The organism is Acinetobacter sp. KH_038, assembly GCF_057839405.1.
Genome location: NZ_CM174489.1, coordinates 1,442,249 through 1,461,060, shown reverse-complemented (window position 1 = coordinate 1,461,060; position 18,812 = coordinate 1,442,249). Strand labels below are relative to the sequence as shown.

At 43.4% G+C, this 18,812-nt stretch carries 17 protein-coding genes; 7 read left to right on the top strand and 10 right to left on the bottom strand.

Features of this window, described 5'->3' with window-relative positions:
- Positions 1 to 230: 230 nt before the first annotated feature.
- From AC3IT7_RS06880 to nirB, 4 genes are all read right to left on the bottom strand, one after another.
- Positions 231 to 857, bottom strand: coding sequence for an NTP transferase domain-containing protein (locus AC3IT7_RS06880; RefSeq protein ID WP_489249868.1), 627 nt, complete (start codon positions 855 to 857; stop codon positions 231 to 233).
- Positions 854 to 3,631 carry a molybdopterin-dependent oxidoreductase gene (locus AC3IT7_RS06875; RefSeq protein WP_489249867.1) on the bottom strand — a complete coding sequence of 926 codons (2,778 nt, stop codon included), beginning with the start codon at positions 3,629 to 3,631 and terminating at the stop codon, positions 854 to 856. Before AC3IT7_RS06875 ends, AC3IT7_RS06880 begins: the two co-directional genes overlap by 4 nt.
- Positions 3,632 to 3,812: 181 nt before the next feature.
- Positions 3,813 to 5,423 (bottom strand): nitrite reductase small subunit NirD, encoded by a 1,611-nt coding sequence (nirD, locus tag AC3IT7_RS06870; protein ID WP_489249866.1) that lies wholly within the window; start codon positions 5,421 to 5,423, stop codon positions 3,813 to 3,815.
- 24 nt (positions 5,424 to 5,447) lie between these two features.
- Entirely contained in the window at positions 5,448 to 7,994 is a 2,547-nt protein-coding gene (gene nirB, locus AC3IT7_RS06865; protein WP_489249865.1) for a nitrite reductase large subunit NirB, read from the bottom strand.
- A 501-nt stretch (positions 7,995 to 8,495) separates the two neighbouring features.
- Between nirB and AC3IT7_RS06860 the strand changes: the two genes are divergently transcribed.
- From AC3IT7_RS06860 to AC3IT7_RS06830, 7 genes are all read left to right on the top strand, one after another.
- Entirely contained in the window at positions 8,496 to 9,074 is a 579-nt protein-coding gene (locus tag AC3IT7_RS06860) for an ANTAR domain-containing response regulator (RefSeq protein ID WP_475655357.1), read from the top strand.
- A 10-nt stretch (positions 9,075 to 9,084) separates the two neighbouring features.
- Entirely contained in the window at positions 9,085 to 10,101 is a 1,017-nt protein-coding gene (locus AC3IT7_RS06855; protein WP_489249864.1) for a CmpA/NrtA family ABC transporter substrate-binding protein, read from the top strand.
- Positions 10,102 to 10,350: 249 nt separating this feature from the next.
- Positions 10,351 to 11,295, top strand: coding sequence for an ABC transporter permease (locus AC3IT7_RS06850; RefSeq protein WP_489249863.1), 945 nt, complete (start codon positions 10,351 to 10,353; stop codon positions 11,293 to 11,295).
- Positions 11,295 to 12,176, top strand: a complete 882-nt coding sequence (locus tag AC3IT7_RS06845; RefSeq protein WP_489249862.1) for an ABC transporter ATP-binding protein — start codon at positions 11,295 to 11,297, stop codon at positions 12,174 to 12,176. The genes AC3IT7_RS06850 and AC3IT7_RS06845 overlap by 1 nt, the downstream gene beginning before the upstream one ends.
- A 77-nt stretch (positions 12,177 to 12,253) precedes the next feature.
- A complete protein-coding gene (locus AC3IT7_RS06840) occupies positions 12,254 to 13,261 on the top strand; it encodes an isopenicillin N synthase family dioxygenase (protein ID WP_489249861.1) in 1,008 nt (335 codons plus the stop codon).
- Positions 13,258 to 14,139 carry a hypothetical protein gene (locus AC3IT7_RS06835; RefSeq protein WP_489249860.1) on the top strand — a complete coding sequence of 294 codons (882 nt, stop codon included), beginning with the start codon at positions 13,258 to 13,260 and terminating at the stop codon, positions 14,137 to 14,139. The genes AC3IT7_RS06840 and AC3IT7_RS06835 overlap by 4 nt, the downstream gene beginning before the upstream one ends.
- A gap of 8 nt (positions 14,140 to 14,147) precedes the next feature.
- Complete coding sequence (locus tag AC3IT7_RS06830; RefSeq protein ID WP_004280373.1) at positions 14,148 to 14,477, top strand: DMT family transporter; 330 nt, start codon at positions 14,148 to 14,150, stop codon at positions 14,475 to 14,477.
- Between the two features lie 67 nt (positions 14,478 to 14,544).
- Here AC3IT7_RS06830 and AC3IT7_RS06825 read toward each other — a convergent pair whose 3' ends face one another.
- The 6 genes from AC3IT7_RS06825 to AC3IT7_RS06800 form a co-directional block, all read right to left on the bottom strand.
- On the bottom strand, positions 14,545 to 15,567 hold the full coding sequence (locus AC3IT7_RS06825) for an ABC transporter substrate-binding protein (protein WP_489249859.1): 1,023 nt from the start codon (positions 15,565 to 15,567) through the stop codon (positions 14,545 to 14,547).
- Between the two features lie 58 nt (positions 15,568 to 15,625).
- Positions 15,626 to 15,841 carry a hypothetical protein gene (locus tag AC3IT7_RS06820; protein WP_489250028.1) on the bottom strand — a complete coding sequence of 72 codons (216 nt, stop codon included), beginning with the start codon at positions 15,839 to 15,841 and terminating at the stop codon, positions 15,626 to 15,628.
- A gap of 11 nt (positions 15,842 to 15,852) precedes the next feature.
- On the bottom strand, positions 15,853 to 16,296 hold the full coding sequence (locus AC3IT7_RS06815; RefSeq protein WP_489249858.1) for a CopG family ribbon-helix-helix protein: 444 nt from the start codon (positions 16,294 to 16,296) through the stop codon (positions 15,853 to 15,855).
- Positions 16,289 to 16,420, bottom strand: coding sequence for a hypothetical protein (locus AC3IT7_RS06810; RefSeq protein ID WP_004647016.1), 132 nt, complete (start codon positions 16,418 to 16,420; stop codon positions 16,289 to 16,291). The genes AC3IT7_RS06815 and AC3IT7_RS06810 overlap by 8 nt, the downstream gene beginning before the upstream one ends.
- Before the next feature lie 487 nt (positions 16,421 to 16,907).
- Positions 16,908 to 17,216: a hypothetical protein gene (locus AC3IT7_RS06805; protein WP_489249857.1), complete on the bottom strand. Its 309-nt coding sequence runs from the start codon at positions 17,214 to 17,216 to the stop codon at positions 16,908 to 16,910.
- Positions 17,217 to 17,352: 136 nt separating this feature from the next.
- Positions 17,353 to 18,726, bottom strand: a complete 1,374-nt coding sequence (locus AC3IT7_RS06800; protein WP_489249856.1) for a PIN-like domain-containing protein — start codon at positions 18,724 to 18,726, stop codon at positions 17,353 to 17,355.
- Positions 18,727 to 18,812: the final 86 nt, after the last annotated feature.

The window sequence follows — 18,812 nt, the reverse complement described above, 5'->3', positions numbered from 1 at the left end:
GCTGCGGTCCATGATGAGATTCTGCACGGTTATTTAACAGTTTTAATTCACTGCCCTATTTGTTGCCTATGAATGAGCAATAAATGTTCCAACTGTGCACAAATTTATGTTTAATTAACGCTAATGGACGATATTTGTTCTTTTTTAGTCCAAAATTTCTCTCAATCGATGCAACAAGCAATATTTTGGTGAATAAGAATGTGATTGATTCGGTTTTTAGCTGCTCAATGTTAGAGAAAATTGAGCTGTTGATGCTGCTGTAACTCATCAAAGGAATTAATACTGTGAAAAAACAGGGCACGATTTTTAAAACGTGCCAGTTGCATATGCAAATCAGCAAAACAGTGCTTTAAACTGCGCTGATCTTGTTCAAGATGCTGAATCAGTGTCGGCAGACTGCTGCGTTTCATTAGACAAAAGGGAAATAGTGCGCGTTCATTGATCTCAACCACGGCCACTTCACATAAAGGATGGCGCTGCATGGCCTGATGCAAACGTGAGATGACTTTCTGCGGAATAAAAGTTACATCACACGGTATGAAGAGCACATAGTCGGATTGCACATACGTCCATGCACTTTTCATCCCCATCAAGGGTCCTTGAAAGCCGGTTTCATCATCCTGATAAAAATCAATTGAAGGCAACATCATTTTATAAATGCCATGATCGCGATGGCTATTGACCCAGACTTTGGCGGCACGTGATTTCACCTGCTGATGAATTTTAATCAGCTGGATTTCATCATCGAATTTTTGCAGTAATTTATTGATGCCATTCATACGCTGGGCTTGGCCACCAGCGAGAATCACCACCTCGGTTTCTGGGTATGAAACGGTGTTAACAGTTTTTCTTGTCATTCTATGTACTCCGTTTGACAGGCTTTAATCAGGCCTCTAATTTCTGGTAAACATGAACCGCAATTCCCTCCGGCTTTTAAACAGGCGGTGACCTGTTTTTCATACGTGATATTTTTAGTTTTAATGGTTTCAATAATGCGGTTTTTACCGACCTTAAAGCAGCTACACACCAGTGGCCCTTCACTGTTGCTGATGGACATGGCCTGACCTGCCAGTAATGCCTTACGATGCAAGGCGCTGAGACGTTCCCGTTTAAACAGGCTGGCAACCCAGTCACGATCTGGCAACAAAGCTGCAGGTGCAATATAGAAACTGGCAATTAACTGCCCCTCCTGAAGTACCACGCTATGGCTGATATGCGCTGTCTGATCTTCCAGATTCAGCCATTCAAAGCTTGCATCATTAAAGTCTAAGAGACTCTTGATCTGTCCGGTGATGTCAGAAAAACGGCGCCGGTCGGCCAGTTCATAACGGATCGCCTGAGTGCTTTGAATTCTGGTCCACCACACCGTATTTTTAATCATGGTCTGAATCTGCGGCTCAAAGCCTTCCCGTACATAGAGCACGCCCTGCCACTGGGTATAAAATGGCTGGATCATCACCGGAGTATGCTTAAATTCAGGCTCACCGGAAATCGGGTCAACTACCGGATTGACCACCTTGCCAATCCGCGCATCGGACGCAAACTGGTCATTCCAGTGAATCGGTGCAAAAATCTGGCCACGTCGGATATTCTGTGAAAATTGCACCCGTAGTACACAACTGCCCCAGGCCGATTTCACCTCGACCAGTTCGGCATCTTTCAGACCATATTTCAGCGCATCTTGTGGATGGATCTCGCCATAAGGTTCAGCACGATGCTGGGATAAATTGGCCGATAATCCGGTACGGCTCATGGTATGCCACTGATCGCGAATCCGTCCGGTATTTAGTATTAACGGATATTCAGCAGAAACTGCATGTACAGGATCGGCAGCAACGGTTGGCACCAATCTGGCTTTGCCATTCAGATGAGTAAACTGGCCCTGACCAAATAACTGGCTAAGTTCCTGATCCTGCGAATGATCCCAGACCGGCCACTGGGTCGGTGCCAGATTCTGATATTCCTCAAAACTGAGCTGAGTTAAGCCTTGCAGATTGAAATAGCGGAAATGTGGCATACTTTCACGTTGCGAAAGTTCTCCATTCTGATAGGCAGATAGACGGGCATGTTCCAGAAAAATCTCATGACTATTCTGAAAATCAAAACCCTGAAAACCCAAGGCTTGCGCTACTTGAGAAATGGCCCACCAGTCTGCTTTGACTGCATCCGGAGCTGCTAGAAATGCTTTCTGCCGGGAAATACGGCGTTCCGAATTGGTGACCGTGCCGTCTTTTTCACCCCAACCCAGTGCCGGCAACAGCACATCGGCATATTCTGTGGTGTCGGTATCCCGACAAATATCTGAGACCACCACAAATTCACACTTCTCCAGCGCACGTTTGACCTGATCTGCATCGGGTAAACTCACGATCGGATTGGTGGCCATAATCCAGATGGCCTTGATTTTCCCGCTTTCCACCGCCTGAAATAAATCTACCGCTTTCAGTCCGGGCTGCCGCGCGATGACCGGGCTTTGCCAGAAATCCTGCACCAGTTGCTGATGCTGCGGATTATCCAGATCCAGATGACTGGCCAGCATATTGGCCAGCCCACCGACTTCCCGTCCGCCCATGGCATTTGGCTGTCCGGTCATGGAAAAAGGCGCAGCACCGGGTTTGCCTATTTTCCCTGTCAGTAAATGACAGTTAATAATACTGTTGGCCTTGTCTACGCCTTGCGAGGACTGATTTACGCCCATGGAAAACAGGGTCATAATTTTTTCAGTCTGGGCAAATTTCTGAAAAAATAAACTGAGTTTTTCTAATGAAATACCAGTGCGGTTCGCTACAGTTTCAATAAATGCTTCGGACTCGCTGCTGGCAAGTGCCTGTTCCAGACCTTGAGTGTGCTGTGAGACAAAATCCAGATCGCTATGACCGTGTTGATATAGATATTGCAGCAGGCCGTTAAATAAGGCCACATCCTGCCCCGGCAAAATCGGTAGATGTAAATCTGCTGTTTCACAGGTTGCAGTAAAGCGCGGGTCTATCACCACCACAAACAAATCACGTTCTTCCTTGGCTTGCATGATGCGCTGATAAAGTACCGGATGGCACCAGGCCGTATTGGAACCGACCAGAACCACCATGTCCGTCTGTTCAAAGTCGGTATAGCTGGCCGGCACCAGATCTTCACCGAAAGCGCGTTTATGTGCCGCCACCGCGGAAGACATACACAGTCTGGAATTGGTATCAATATTGGCAGTGCCCAGATAGCCTTTGACGAACTTATTGACCACATAATAGTCTTCAGTCAAAAGCTGGCCGGACACATAAAAGGCAATACTGTCACGTCCATACTGATCGATACATTGCTGAAATTTATGGGCAATACTTGAAATGGCAGTATCCCAACTGCTTGTTTTCCGCTGTTCTTTGCGTCCCAACATCGGCTGCAATAATCGGGTTTGCAGACCCAGCGTATCCGCCAGATTGCTGCCCTTAATGCACAGTTTGCCTAAATTAGCAGGATGCTGAACATCACCGGAAACCATCACTTTTTCTCCGCTCGGGGTTGGCTTGACCTGCGCGATGACACCACAACCGACACCACAATATGGACAGGTGGTTGCTGTACTGGTCGTTTTTAATTCTGTGGAGCCATGCAGTTCCATAACCAGAATACTATTCATTGCTGCTGTGCTCCTTCATGATCTAAATTCACTGATATCGCCAAATCTTTGCTATCTCGTTTTTTACCCATTTGATTTATTTTTTTACTTCTCAAAAAATTTAATCCTCCCCACCCCTCCTTTAGCCAAGCAGCGAGGTTGCCCTCTTTTTTCAAAAAGGGATTGGGGAAGATTTATCCGATTAGCCTGCCTTTTTTAATGCAAAATCCCGACCAAAAAGCAGTTTGCTGCGAATATTACTAATTGGTGTCTGATCTGCAATCAGTTCCGCATACCAAGCGCCATCTTCCGTATCGCCAAACAACACCGCACCAATGACCTTGTCCTGCTGGATAATGATGCGTTTATAGATCTGACGTTTTTCATCATTCAGCACGATATCTTCGAAGTCATCGGCCGGTTCAAAATTGCCTGCCGAGAACACATCACAACCACTGACCTTAAGCTGGGTCGGAACCGTTGGTGCCTTAAAGGTCAGTCGGCCATGTTCCGCCAGATGTGTCGCACAGATAAAGGCCTGTCCCCATAATGGTTCGACCAGTCCAAAGGTCTGACCACGATGCTCAATACATTCACCCACCGCATAAATACTCGGGTCATAGGTCTGCATGGTGTCATTCACCAGCACCCCACGATTGCAGCGCAAGCCAGCCTGTTCAGCGAGAGTTTTATTCGGACGAATCCCGACGGCAAATACCACCAGATCTGCATCCAGAATTGTTCCGTCTTTTAAACGTAGCTGCGTGACATGGCCATCTACACCAAGCAAAGCTTCGGTATTGGCTTCGGTGATAATCCGGATACCTTTGGCTTCAATTGATTTTTTCAGCATCTGGCTGGCTTTGCTGTCTAATTGACGATCCATAATGCGATCCATCAAATGTAGTACCGTTACATTCATGTCCTGCTGCTTCAGGCCATAAGCTGCTTCCAGTCCGAGCAGACCACCTCCAATCACGACGGCGTTTTGCTTGGTTTTACAGTAATCCAGCATGCGGTTAACATCCTGAATATCCCGGAAGCTAATCACGCCTTCGAGTTCAGCACCCGGAATAGGCGGTACAAAGGGTTTGGAACCGGTGGCCAAAATCAGCCGGTCATAAGCGACCACTTGGCCTGTTTCGGTATGCACCTGCTTGCGCGAACGGTCGATAGAAACCGCAGCATCTCCGGCAATAAAACGAATGCCTTTCTCACGATACCAGTCGGCTGAATGCAGCATGATCTCGGCAAAGCTTTTTTCACCCGACAGTACTGGTGACAACATGATCCGGTTGTAATTGCCCCATGGCTCTTCCCCAATCACGGTAATGTCATAACGATCTGGCGCCATATCCAGCAAGTCTTCCAGACAGCGCATACCCGCCAACCCATTGCCGACCAGTACCAGTTTTAAACGCTCTGTGTTTTGACCATTACTGGAAATATAGGTCTTTTGCGGAGTGGGACTCACCAGAACCTTGCCATTTTCAATACGTGCTGGAAATACCAGTAATTTCTGATCCTGTTCTTCCAGACAACGGCCGGTCACCAGACTGAAATGCTGCTTGTAAATGGGGGATGCGACTACACGCTCACCTTGCAGATCGCCCAGAATGCCACGTGCCATGACATTGGCCAGACTAAATGGATCCTGATTACTCAGCGCATATACGCGCTGTTCATGACCCACGCGGAATATTGCAATCTGCTGATCTTCAATCAGGACTGCAACGCCGGTATTCGGAGTAATATCATCCAGTTTGCAGACCTCATACCAGTTCAATTCATTCATGTCTTTTAAAATTGTCATTTTTATTCTCCTTGACTGTGGTATTTAGGCTTCAACCACAGGAATACGATTGAAATCACGTTCAGCTTCAGTTTTCGGACGAATCTGGCCACGTACCGAAGCAAACTGGATATGTGGATCACTTTGCTCGGCCGCTTTGGCATTAATAAAGGTTTTAAAGCGTTTACGTACTTCAGGATCTTCAATCGCGGTACGCCATTCATCCTGATAAGTGCCGACCACGTGTTGCATACGGCGTTCCAGTTCAGCAGCAATACCCAATGAGTCGTGCACAATCACGTCTTTCAGATAGTCCAGACCGCCTTCCATGTTGTCACGCCAGACACTGGTACGTTGCAGACGATCTGCGGTCTGAACATAGAACATAAAGAAACGGTCGATGTATTTGATTAAAGTCGCGGTATCCAGATCTGAAGCCAGCAGTTCGGCATGGCGTGGTTTCATGCCGCCATTTCCGCAGACATACAGATTCCAGCCTTTTTCCGTGGCAATCACACCGACATCTTTACTCTGTGCTTCGGCGCATTCACGGGTACAACCGGATACGGCCATTTTGGTTTTATGCGGTGAACGCAGGCCCTTGTAACGGTTTTCCAGGAAAATCGCCAGGCCGACAGAGTCATCGACGCCAAAACGGCACCAGGTACTGCCGACACAAGATTTCACGGTACGTAAGGATTTACCGTAGGCATGACCCGACTCGAAACCGGCATTGATCAGCTTTTCCCAGATTTCAGGCAGTTGATGTACCTGTGCACCAAACATATCAATCCGTTGGCCGCCGGTGATTTTGGTATATAGACCATAATCTTTAGCGATCTGACCAATGGTAATCAGGCCATCCGGGGTAATCTCGCCGCCCGCAACACGTGGCACAATTGAATAGGAACCATCTTTCTGGATATTACCCAAGTAGTAATCGTTGCTGTCCTGCAAGCCGGCATGACTTGGTTTCAGGACAAAGTCATTCCAGCAAGATGCCAGAATGTTAGCCACAGTCGGTTTACAGATATCACAGCCCATGCCATGACCATGCTGCTGGATCAGGTCAGAGAAGGTCCTGATTTCATGCACACGCACCAGGTGATACAGTTCCTGACGCGAATAGGCAAAGTGCTCGCACAGGTGATTGTTCACCGTGACACCCTGACGCTGTAATTCAGATTTGAGAACCTGCGTGACCAGTGGCGCACAGCCACCGCACGCCGTTGCAGCCTGGGTGCATTTTTTCAGTGCACCCAATGAAGTCGCACCACCTTCAATGGCTGAACAGATATCGGCTTTAGACACGTTATTACAGGAACAGATGGTCGCGCTGTCAGGCAACAAATCAACGCCACTACCACCTGATTTAGAAGTAGCCTGATCAAAGCCTGGCATAATCAGGCTTTCTGGCTGTTCTGGTACAGACAGACCATTCAGCATCATTTGCAACAGATCGCTATACTCTTTGGCACAACCGACCAGTACCGCGCCCAGCAGTTGGGTTTTATCAGCAGATACCACGATTTTTTTATAAATCTGTGCAGCTTCATCGGCATAGAAATAGCTTAAAGCACCGGGACTCATGGCATGTGCATCACCAATAGAAGCAACATCCACCCCCATCAGTTTGAGTTTGGTGCTCATGTCTGCACCAGCGAATGCATGACTTTCTTGGCCCAGTACATGTTTCGCTGCAATCCGCGCCATGTCATAGCCCGGAGCCACCAGACCATAAATTTTATTGTCCCAGAGTGCACATTCACCAATCGCGTAAATGTCCGGATTGGAAGTCTGGCAATAATCATTGATGATGATGCCGCCACGCTCACCAATCAGCAGACCGCTCTGGCGCGCCAGTTCATCACGCGGACGAATCCCGGCCGAGAACAGGATGATGTCGGTTTCAAGGACTGAGCCATCTCCAAACTTCATTACATGCTGCGCAGTTTCACCATCTTCAATACTTGATGTGGCTTTCTGGGTATGTACTTGCACGCTCAGATCTTCGATTTTGGAACGCAGTACCCGGCCACCCAGATCATCAATCTGCACCGCCATCAGACGCGGAGCAAACTCTACTACATGCGTTTCCAGATTCAGATCTCGCAAGGCCTTGGCTGCTTCCAGTCCGAGCAAGCCACCGCCAATCACCACGCCAGTTTTTGCATTCAGGCTGGCAGCACGAATTGCGTCCAGATCCTCGATGGTACGATAGACAAAACAGTTGTGACGGTTATTGCCCGGAATTGGCGGGACAAAAGCATAAGAACCGGTGGCAAGAATCAACTTGTCAAAACTCAGCACCTCACCGTGGTTCGTTGTTACCGTTTTATTCAGCTGATCAAGCTCAACTGCCCGGGTCTTCAGACGTAAATCAATGCCATAGGCATCGGCAAAATCACTGCGACATAAACTCAGGTCTTTGACAGTCTTGCCGCTAAAGTATTCGGTCAAATGTACCCGGTCATAAGCCAAATGTGGCTCTTCTGCCAAAATAGTTAACTCAACATCATCACCGGCCTGTTCCAGTACAGATTCGATGAATTTATGCCCCACCATGCCATGCCCAATCATGAGAATTTTCATATCTGCACTCCAACTATTGTTTTTTTAAAGATGATAAAAAGCCACATATCACGTCTAGGCATTGATATGTCTGCTGATTGAATGTGTAGTAAATACCGCGCCCCAACTGTTTGAAATGCTGGATCAAGGGTTGAAATGCCCGTACGGTTTGTATTGCTGAACAACTGACCATGTCATTTATCCTGTGCTGAACGAAATATCAGTTGCACCCTTTTAAAGTGCAACTACGATCAGAACGGACATCGTTGGCCGTTGTTAGTATTGAAGTCATCTTTGACGCTTTGATAAATGCAGAAAGCGTGCCAACTTTTAACTACAGAAACGCCTTATTTCAGGTAGATAATGAAGCGAGATGCTTCATTTTGATCAGTGCCAGGCGGTTCTGCCTAAAGTTGTGCACTAAATTGATCATAGAGCGCCGGAGTTATGCACCAAGAGCATGGCATGTTTTTTGCTTTAATCATGTTTGAATATTCCTTAGGCCTTACTTGAAAATATTCCATGTCTAAATTACGAATTGCTCTTATTGATGATGATCTGGAGCGCGCTCAATTCATCCAGGAATCGCTGCTGTTACATGATTTCCAGGTGGTGGCCTGTTTAATCCTGAATGACCTGAATATGGTGCATGTCAAAGGCATTCATGCCGATGTAATTTTGCTGAATATGGATCATCCACATCGGGATGTGATTGAAAGCTGTGTCAGTCAATATGAACTTCCCACGGTACTGTTTACCCAGAATTCAAATAAAGACACCATTAAAAGTGCCATTGAAGCCGGAATCACGGCTTATATCGTCGATGGTATTGATCCCACTAAATTGGAAAGTATTCTGGAAATATCAATTGAACAGTTTCGTAAGCATAAAAAGCTGCTGAATGATTTAAAAGAAACCCAGGACAAACTGATTGACCGTAAAGATATTGATAAGGCCAAAGCGCTGCTGATCCAGTTGCATGCATTATCTGAAGAACAGGCCTTTGCCTTATTACGTAAAAATGCCATGAGTCACCGGATTACCATTGGTGAAATGGCCAGACGCTTACTGGATGCACAGAAGCTGTTACTGGGCCAATAAGGAAAAGCATATGTCCACATTAGAAAAAACCGAACTCAATATTGGCTATATTCCTTTGCTTGATTGTGTCGCCATTCTCTGGGCCGAAAAACAGGGTTATTTTGCCGAGCAAGGATTAACCATCCATTTAATCCGGGAAGCCTCCTGGTCAAGTTTGCGTGACCGTCTGGCCTATGGCTTTCTGGATGCTGCACATTGTCTGTCCGCCATGTTGCCCGCTGCCGCCTTGGGTACAGATCAGCTTCAAGTCCCTTTGCAGACCCCTCTGGTATTGAGTATCAATCAGGCCTTTATCAGCCTGCGCCAGGATTTATGTTATGAATTGGGAATTGATGCAGAAGACGATGAAAAAAGCAGTTCTCGAAAACTGGTACGAGCCTTACAGCAACAGCAAAAAGTGAATCTGGCCTATGTCTATAAGCATTCCATTCATCATTATTGTATAAAAGAATGGCTAGCCCTGACAGACTTCGATATTGCCCATCATATTCAACTTATGACTTCTCCACCGCCTTCGATGGTCAAAGGGATCTCGGAACAGGTGTTTGATGGCTTTTGTGTGGGAGAGCCCTGGAATATTCAGGCCAAGCTCGAAGGCTATAGTTTTATTGTCGCTGCAAGCCAGAATGTCATTCCCAAAGTTGCCGACAAGGTTCTGGCCATGACCCGTGAATGGGCTGAATTACATCCACATACTGTAAAAGCGCTGGTGACTGCCATACAAAAAGCACAACGTGATTTAAAACAGCGCAGCGATCTGACAGAAGTATGGAATATGCTGGTCGATTATCAGATTATCCAGTTTGAATGCTCCGCCCAGCGACATGTCTATGACTATCATAAAATTCGGAACATTATTTCTAATGTTGTGGGTGAAACTACTGAACCGCAATTCTCTGATTTTATCTGGTTACTCGAACAGATGGAAAAATGGGAGGCAATCGACCTCTCTGAAGCAGAGAAAAAACAGATTGCAGCGCAATGCATCTATAGCTTGCAAAACCAGCATGCAGATATTATTGGTTAAATAATACTACTAAAAAAGAGGCCTGATTTTTCAGGTCTTTTTTATTGAATCTATTTTCCAGAAAATGATTAAAACTTAAAATCTCTGCATTCTGATCCGGCTTATTGAATATTGTTAAGAATTGTCTACTCATTTTTCTATAAAAATAAATCCTTTTAAAAGTCATTTTATAATTTGGGATGAAATGGCATCCATTTTGCTTAATCAGTATTACGTTTTATAAAAATTGTAATATTGAGGGGCAACACTATGAGTTACGTTGCACGTGAACTCAGTCAAAGAAATAAATTACTGTTTGGCTTGGGGTCGTTTTTAATACCAATTTTAATTTGGTGTGCAGTCAGCTATTTGCCATTTATTTGGCATCCACAAGTTCAGATTACTGATTCAGGTAGTGTTGCCTATTTACAGGTGGATAGTCGTATTGATAAAAACCTGTTTTTTTCTGCTGCCCAGTCCGCAGTAGATCAGGGTCTGGCTCCACCTCAAGGCATCCTGGTCAATCCTATCTATTTGCCAGCACCGCATCAAGTAGCAATTGCACTGGTAACCGCGTTTACCACCCCTCCTGTTCAACCCAATGCACCCTGGTTTTATGAAAGCCTGTGGCACAGTATCAAGCTGGTCTTTACTGCATTCTTTATTTCATGCCTGATTGGCATTCCACTCGGAATTTTATGTGGTTTTTCCAAGAAAATCTCCCTGTTAACAGAGCCTTTTGTCGAGTTCTTCCGTTACTTGCCTGCTCCGGCTTTTGGTGCACTTGCCGTTGCGATATTAGGAATCAATGATGCACCTAAAATAGCGATTATTGTGATTGGAACCCTGTTCCAGATGATTCTGCTGATTGCCAATACTACTCGTCTGGTCGATCGCAGCTTGATTGAAGCCGGTTTTACCCTAGGCACCAATAAACTCAAAAGCCTGTTGCATGTCGTCATTCCAGCAGCCATGCCAGAAATTTACCGTAATCTACGCGTGCTGCTGGGTTGGGCATGGACTTACCTGATTGTGGCTGAACTGATTGGCAGTACCTCCGGAATTACCTGGTTCATTACCCAGCAAGCCCGCTATCAGAACTTTCCCAATGTCTTTGCCGCTATCCTGATTATCGGGGTGATTGGTCTGCTTTGCGATGTGATTTTAATGAAACTGGGACAACGCTTATTTAAATGGAAACCGGGAGCTAACTAATGCAAAACACTGAATTTAATACCCGCGAATATTTTGACAAGATTTATAGCCGTCCGGTGATTCTGGAAGCAAAGCAATTGACGCAAAAATTCAGTCATGGCAAAACCGAACGTACGGTTTTAAATGCACTCAATTTGAAAATTCATAAGCGTGAATTCATCTGTGTGATTGGCCCTTCTGGTTGTGGCAAGTCAACCTTTAGCCGTGTAGTCGCCGGCCTGGATCCTTATAGCAGTGGTGAGATTCTGGTGGATGGCCAGCCGATCACCGGCCCAAGTCCGGAGCGTGGCATGGTGTTTCAGGGCTATACCCTGTTTCCCTGGAAAACTGTCAAGGAAAATGTCATGTTTGGTCCGTGCATGAAAGGCCAAAGTAGTGCAGCGGCAGAAGCACAGGCACGTGAATGGATCAATATCATTGGTCTGGAAAAGTATGAAAACCAGTATCCGCATGAGCTGTCTGGCGGGATGAAACAGCGTGTCGCGATTGCCCGGGCTTTGGTCAATGAACCGAAAATCCTGTTGATGGATGAACCTTTTGGGGCACTTGATCCACATACGCGGCAAAAAATGCAGCGTCACCTGATGGACCTGTGGCAAAACATTGATATCACCATCATTTTTGTGACCCACGATATGGATGAAGCGATTTTACTGGCCGACCGTATTGTTGCACTGAAAACCAATCCGGGTGAAATCAAGGAAATTATCGAAGTTGATCTACCTCGTCCACGCCATCCAGACGTCATGCTTAGTCCTGAATTTAAACAGTTAAGACAACGTGTCGATTATCTGGTGCATGCTGAAGAAGATGAACTGGATCCAGCACTGGCAGAACTGCCAGTCATTCCGCGTATGACCAAGGTCAGCAGCAATAAATAATCTTATTCAAAATACCTTTGGGACGACCCGAAGGTTTTAATCGCTGTGTTGGACGACCAACATTAGAGGTGATTGTCATGCAAGCGCAATATGTACTCCCACTGGTTGATATTTCAAAATTACAAAGTCCGGATTTAGCCGATCGTATTGAAGTTGCTCATGCTCTGGATCATGCCTGTAAAGAAGTTGGATTTCTCTATCTGCAAGGTAGCCAGTTTAATTTTGATTACGCCAAAGCTCTGATTGAAATGGCCCAGTCCTATTTTTCTCAGGATCTGGACACCAAAATGCAGCACTATATTGGCAAATCAAAAAACCATAGTGGCTATGTGCCGATTGGCGAAGAACAGTTTGCCGGCAACAGTTATGATTTAAAAGAAGCCTATGATGTCAATTATGATTATCAGGGTACACAAAAAAACTGTCCTTTACTTGGCCCTACCTTATGGCCAGACCATCCTGACTTCAAGTCTATTGTCAGCCAATACTACAGTCATCTGCGTGAGATCAGCCAGCAGATTTTTTCTGCCTTTGCACTGGCCTTGGGCGTTCGTGAGGACTTTTTTGAAAGCAAAATTACTGATGCACCAAGTCAGCTGCGCCTGATTCATTATCCCTATAATCCGGAAGTGAAAGATGCCGAAGGCATTGGCGCACATACCGATTATGAATGCTTTACCTTGCTGTTACCAACCGCACCCGGCTTACAGGTTTTAAATAAAGCCGGTGAATGGATCGACATTCCACTGATTGAAAACACTCTGGTGATGAATATCGGTGACATGATGGAAATTCTGTCGAATGGTAAATATCTCGCCACCAAGCACCGCGTGAAAAAGGTCTCGGAAGAACGTTATTCATTCCCGCTGTTTTGCGCCTGCAATTATGACACCGTGATTGAACCGGTTATTCACACTGAAAATGCCAAATATTCTGCCCTGATCGGAGGTGAGCATCTGTTTAATCAGACCGCCCAGACCTTTCAATATTTAAAACAGTGCGTTGCTAGCGGTGAACTGGTCTTAAAAAATGCTGTACCACTTTCGTCTTTTGGACTTGAAGAACATGTGGAGACAGCATCATGAATCTGTTTGAAGTGATTAAAAGCTTAAAGCCTGTGCCTTCTCAGCCAGAGATTATTCCAGAATTTTTATACGGTGCTTTCCGGCGTAAAAGTATCAGTTTTTATAATGGCCTGACTGATAAAAACACCATTGTGTACTGGTTTCAGTCGCGCAGTTTTACCATTGATCTTCGTCTAAAAAGCCAGACCGGAACTGCTGTTCAGGAACGCCAAGGCTGGATTGGTAATACACTTTGGGATAGTGCCAGCCAACTCTTGTCCTGGGAAGTGAAAGACTACGCTAATTACCAGAATTATGTGCAGTGGCCGGAACCGGCCAAGTTACATGCGATTGGCAACTGCATTCTGGAATTTTCTCCAAGTAATGTCTATGTCGAAGACTGGCGCCAGCAGGTACAGCATGGTTTATTTTTAGGCCTGCGTCTTCAGTCTGCGCTTGATGTTCAATCTGGTCAGACACTGGAAATGGATGGTGGCCTGATTATTTGTGGTGATCATATTGCCTATGCCCTGACGCGTTTGCCTGAAGTGCAAAGTGCAGTAGCTCAAATGGACTTAAAAGCTGTCGATCCGACCGTGTTTGCCTTGGTGGAAAGTTTTGAAGTTTCTATCGGGACTGATGGTCAAGCTAAAACTTACAGCACCCGCAGCATTGAAACAGGCAAAACCTTTAACCTGGAAAACTTTGAAGTTCTTAATGAAACCCGTCTGGTTCAGCATGTCATTTTAGATGGTCGCGACATTGACCTGATTTTTGAGCTGGATATATACCAGCCGGATTACCAATTTCAATATGCGACCCCCACGACTACACAAGCTGAAAGCTGGCTGAAGTCAGAGCAGGATCACCTGATGCAACATGCAGAACGGGTGTTATAGGGAGAAATATGTCTTTTTTATATCTGTCGATTGCCATTATTGCAGAAGTCATTGCAACTTCTGCATTGAAAGCTTCCAATGGTTTTAGCGTGCTCTGGCCTTCACTTGCCACCATTGCCGGTTATGCCGTTGCCCTGTTTTTCCTGTCACTGACCATGAAAACTATTCCGATGGGCATTGCCTATGCAATCTGGTCTGGTGCCGGCATTATCCTGATTTCAACGGTTGGCCTCTTGGTGTTTAAACAGCAACTGGATCTTCCTGCGCTGATCGGCCTGGCGTTTATGATCATTGGTATTATCTTTATCAATGTCTTTTCTAAAAGTACGCAGCTTTAATTTTTTAATATTCATCTAACAATAAAAAATCCCCAGACCGGGGATTTTTTATGCTTGAGATCAAGCTTTATTGCAGCTCTTGTACCAGCGTTGGAACAATCACACCATCCACATTCATTTCAGTCGTATAAATGCCGTTGGCCACATTGAACTTGTTCACATGGTAGCTGGAGCCATAGATCGAGTCGAAGCCATCACCTTTGGTAAAGACTTTCTTGTTGGCGGCCAGATCAAGTAAATGCGTGCCATCAATGAACTGCATATAGGTTTTCGCATCGACACCAACCCGTTTCGACATGATCTGTGCAGCCTCTTCTCGAGTCGCCGGGTCATTGATATATTTGATGGTTTTATCCCAAACCTGAATCACCTTTTTCCATTGCTCTTTATTGGCTTCCAGATGGGCGGGATTCACGGTCAAGGTATCGTAGATTAATCCCGGCTTGTCTTTAGAGGTGAAAATAATCTTGGAACCGGCTACTGCAGATAGAGCCTGATTTGCCACTGGCTGCCATACTGCAATCGCATCAATATCGGCAGTGGCAAACACCTGTGGCAATTCATTGGTCATGGTATTGACCAGTTTGACCTCATTCATGCCAATCTTGGCATCATCCAGTGCAGTGGACAGCAATAAGTGATCAACAAGGCCTTTTTCCGTCGCAACTGTTTTACCGCGCAGATCCTGAATCGAATTAATACCATTCTTGGCAATAATGACGTCATTTCCAGCTGAATAATCAGTCGCCATGATCATGACACCCTTGGTACCGCCAGAGCCAGTGACCAGATTATCACCATTAGTGACCAGTACGGCGTCCAGCTGATTCGCTGCAAATGCAGAGAGTGAAGCAGAATAGTCAAACCATTTAAAATCGGCATTAACTCCGGCATCTTCCAGCCAGCCTTTTTCAATCGCTACCTGCCAGGCCACAAATCCCGGCCAGTCACTATAACCAATCAGGATGGGCTGAATATTTATACTCCCTTCTGCCTTGGCATTTGGTTCAGGTACTTTAGCGGTATTATCACAGCCACTAAAAAGGATTGCAGACAGTACGGAAACTGACATTAGTGCTTTTTTGATCATTTTACGACTTCCCCTATGCATTCACATTTAAATTTGGTATTTGAAAGTTGTTTAGATTTCATAAATTCGCGCCAGCCACCGAGATGACTGAGATCTGTTGCATCTTCAAGTGCATAGCCTTAATTTGTGCCTGTAATTTTGCTGCTGTCGCAATCGAAATCCATGCATGATCGTCATTATTCATACCGGCAACATACTCACTCAGGTCACTAAGCTGGATATTGTTATTCTGGTAGGCGTGTTGCCAGTCCTGTACAGTCCATAAGTTGTACACAGCTGCTCTCCTTAAGTATGTTCAGTATTTTGTGGAATAGGCGGCATGACAGCATCCATCAGTTCGAGATGCCCTTTAATCACGCCCTTTAATGCAATAAATTGTTCGCTAATTTCTTTCAGGTCACTGCTCGCGCCCTGCATCAGCATGACTTGCAGGATTTTTTCATCATCCAGCTGGATATGCAGTGAATTGATCACTTGTGCCAGATACTGCTGTTGCAGATCGACCAACTGACTGCGCAGCGGTTTCAGGCTGACGTCATAGAGCAAGGTGAGTGTGCCGACCATGACTTCATCGCGAATCACCAGATCATCAATCAGGTGGCGGTTAATCATGTCGACAATGGCCTGCGAGCGGCTTTCATAGTGTTGCTCGACAATTTTTTGATCCATCGCATGTAGCGTGGTTTCTGGAACGGTGATACTGATCCGTGCCAATTTTGGTTTAGGCACGATGTTGATCCTTCGGTTGGTATTGTGAAGACTGTTTAATGTGAAAGCCTGCGCGTACGCTGAGCAGCTCGACCAGAAAGTGAAGCCATGGATGCATTTTTTTATTTGATGTCGGATTGTTCATGTGCATCTCCTGTGGATATTACAAAACCAGAATTTCGTATTACTTAGGAAAATGCAGAAAGCGTGCCAGTTTTGTTTATTTAGACGTGATAAATGAAATGGTATAAAAAGGCAAAAAAAAGCCCCATAATATTGAAATGGGGCTTGTTCTAAAGCAAAAGTAAGTTTTGTATTTCAGCGGTTTATTCCATTTTGATTGCTCATGCCCTTGCTATTTTTTTTATACATGAATGGTTAACCGATGTTTGTGATTATGAGTGATCAAGTGTATTGCTCTCCTCTATTTATGTTGTATATAAATAAAAGCATTAAGCGTGCCACAATATAAAATAGAATAGATTTAAGTAGAATGCGTGGGAAAATAATTACATACGCAAAAAGAGGAAAAACAAGAATGATTTATTTTTTAAGTATGCCTAAAAAATAGGCCATTTTGCACCATTGCGGTTCAGGAGTGCATCAAAGTGTGGCTAAACATATTAAACTCTTTAAGCGCGATTTTTGTGAACTCGAGCTCGTAGGTCATTAATACTTATCTTTACAGTTTTTTCAGTTTCAGCTTCTTCTGCAATTTTTAATAATTGACGATCTTCTTGAACAAGATTATTTAAAATTTCATTTGCCTTTTCTAAAATTCGTTTTTGACTTTCAAGGCTACGCTTTCCTAAAAGTTCTTGTAGATTCTTTGCCATATTCCATTTATCCCTGAAAATTCCTGTTTTGATTTTAACAAGAAAATTATTCCCCTGATGTAATTTTAAGAATGATATTGTTTCGATAAAACCATTAGTGACCACTTCTATTGGGTTCTTTTTTAAGGTCTGAAAAGCTTGCGACAAAGCGTGAGTGGATAATATTGTTCATCTTGGAGATAACCTAGATATGTAAACAATAGCCCATTTAAAGATCTGTTTTTAGGTCTTAATTTCTTGTCTAATCCTCGTCTTTTTGATTTTTGAATGATTCATCATCATGATCGTTTCTGAATTTATGTGTAATATCTTTAGAATTCATATTCTTTAAAATCTGTCTTTTTATTTTTCCTTTTTCAGATTCGGATAGATCTTCATTCAGAAAATACAAATTCTCTAAAAACTTTTCCTCGTTAAATTCACCAAATTTCTTCTCAAACTCTCTATTTTTAATAACTAATTCATCGTAATAAGGATTACCAGACTTTAAAAAGTCTTCTTTAAATTTTTTGTATTTCAAATACTCTATGAATTTATCGGCTTCACTTATTTGTACAGATTCATTGTTATCATTCTCTTTCTTGAGGTCAAATTTAAATATAATTTTTTTATCTTTAAATTTAAGTGAATCTTTAATATCCTGAATTGAACTATCTTCAATATTAACATTTAGATAATTTTTTGACTTGGTTAAGAACTCATCTATCTTTAAAATATTGAAATATTCAATCCCTGCCTCATTATAAATTTCATTTTTAAGTTCCACTCTAGCACCTAGAATTTTTTTACCCTCAAAATCCTCATTAATGCGCCAATCTGATTTTGTATCTTCAGAGACAAAAATTACATTTTTGATTGCTTTATCTTTTACATAATTAATGATCTGTTTGAAAATTATTAAATCACCGAATTTACTTTTATATTCTAAATCTGAAAAATAAAAGACTTCTTCTCCTTTTTCTTTTTCATCCTCAAAACCTGGTGGTATCCTTTTTTTATAGCGATCTTCACCTTCTTTAAATAACTGATCTAACTTAACTTGTGTATCAAAGATATTTTCTCCAACTTTTTCAATTGTAAAAAATTCATCAATTTTATTTCTAACAATATCTTCAGAATTTAAAAAAATTCCATCTTTATCTTGAGAGTAGATTTCAGCTTTTAATTCTTGAATACTTTGTCTTAATTGTAAATTAACATTATCAATTTTATCTTTAATATCATTTTGTATTTCTTGAATTTTTGTATTAATGGTTGGAAAGTTTTTTATTATTGAGAACTCATTTTGGAAAGTTGTGAATAATTTTTGATCAAAACTAATTGTGTGTGCCAATTCATCAGATCTTTTCTTCATTTCTGTGAAAAACTTTCTTCTATTTTTTATTATTTTTAGTCTGTTTCGCTGGTACTCAAGACCTACATGATAAGGAATCCATGCTCTTCCATTTAGTAACTCTAGTACTTTAAAAAAATCATTTCTATTTTCAGGTTGGAAACTATATAAACCTAACAATACATTGGTATCAAAAACAAAAAATGTTTGTTCATCTTTCCAAATTCGGCTTAGTTCAGCATCATTATGCTCTTCATAAAAACAAGAAAATATAGATTTCATACCAAGTATAATTGAAATTATTTCAATAAATTATATATCAAATAGAATAAAAAAAGACCGCCTAAGCGGTCTTTTTTATTTTTAAT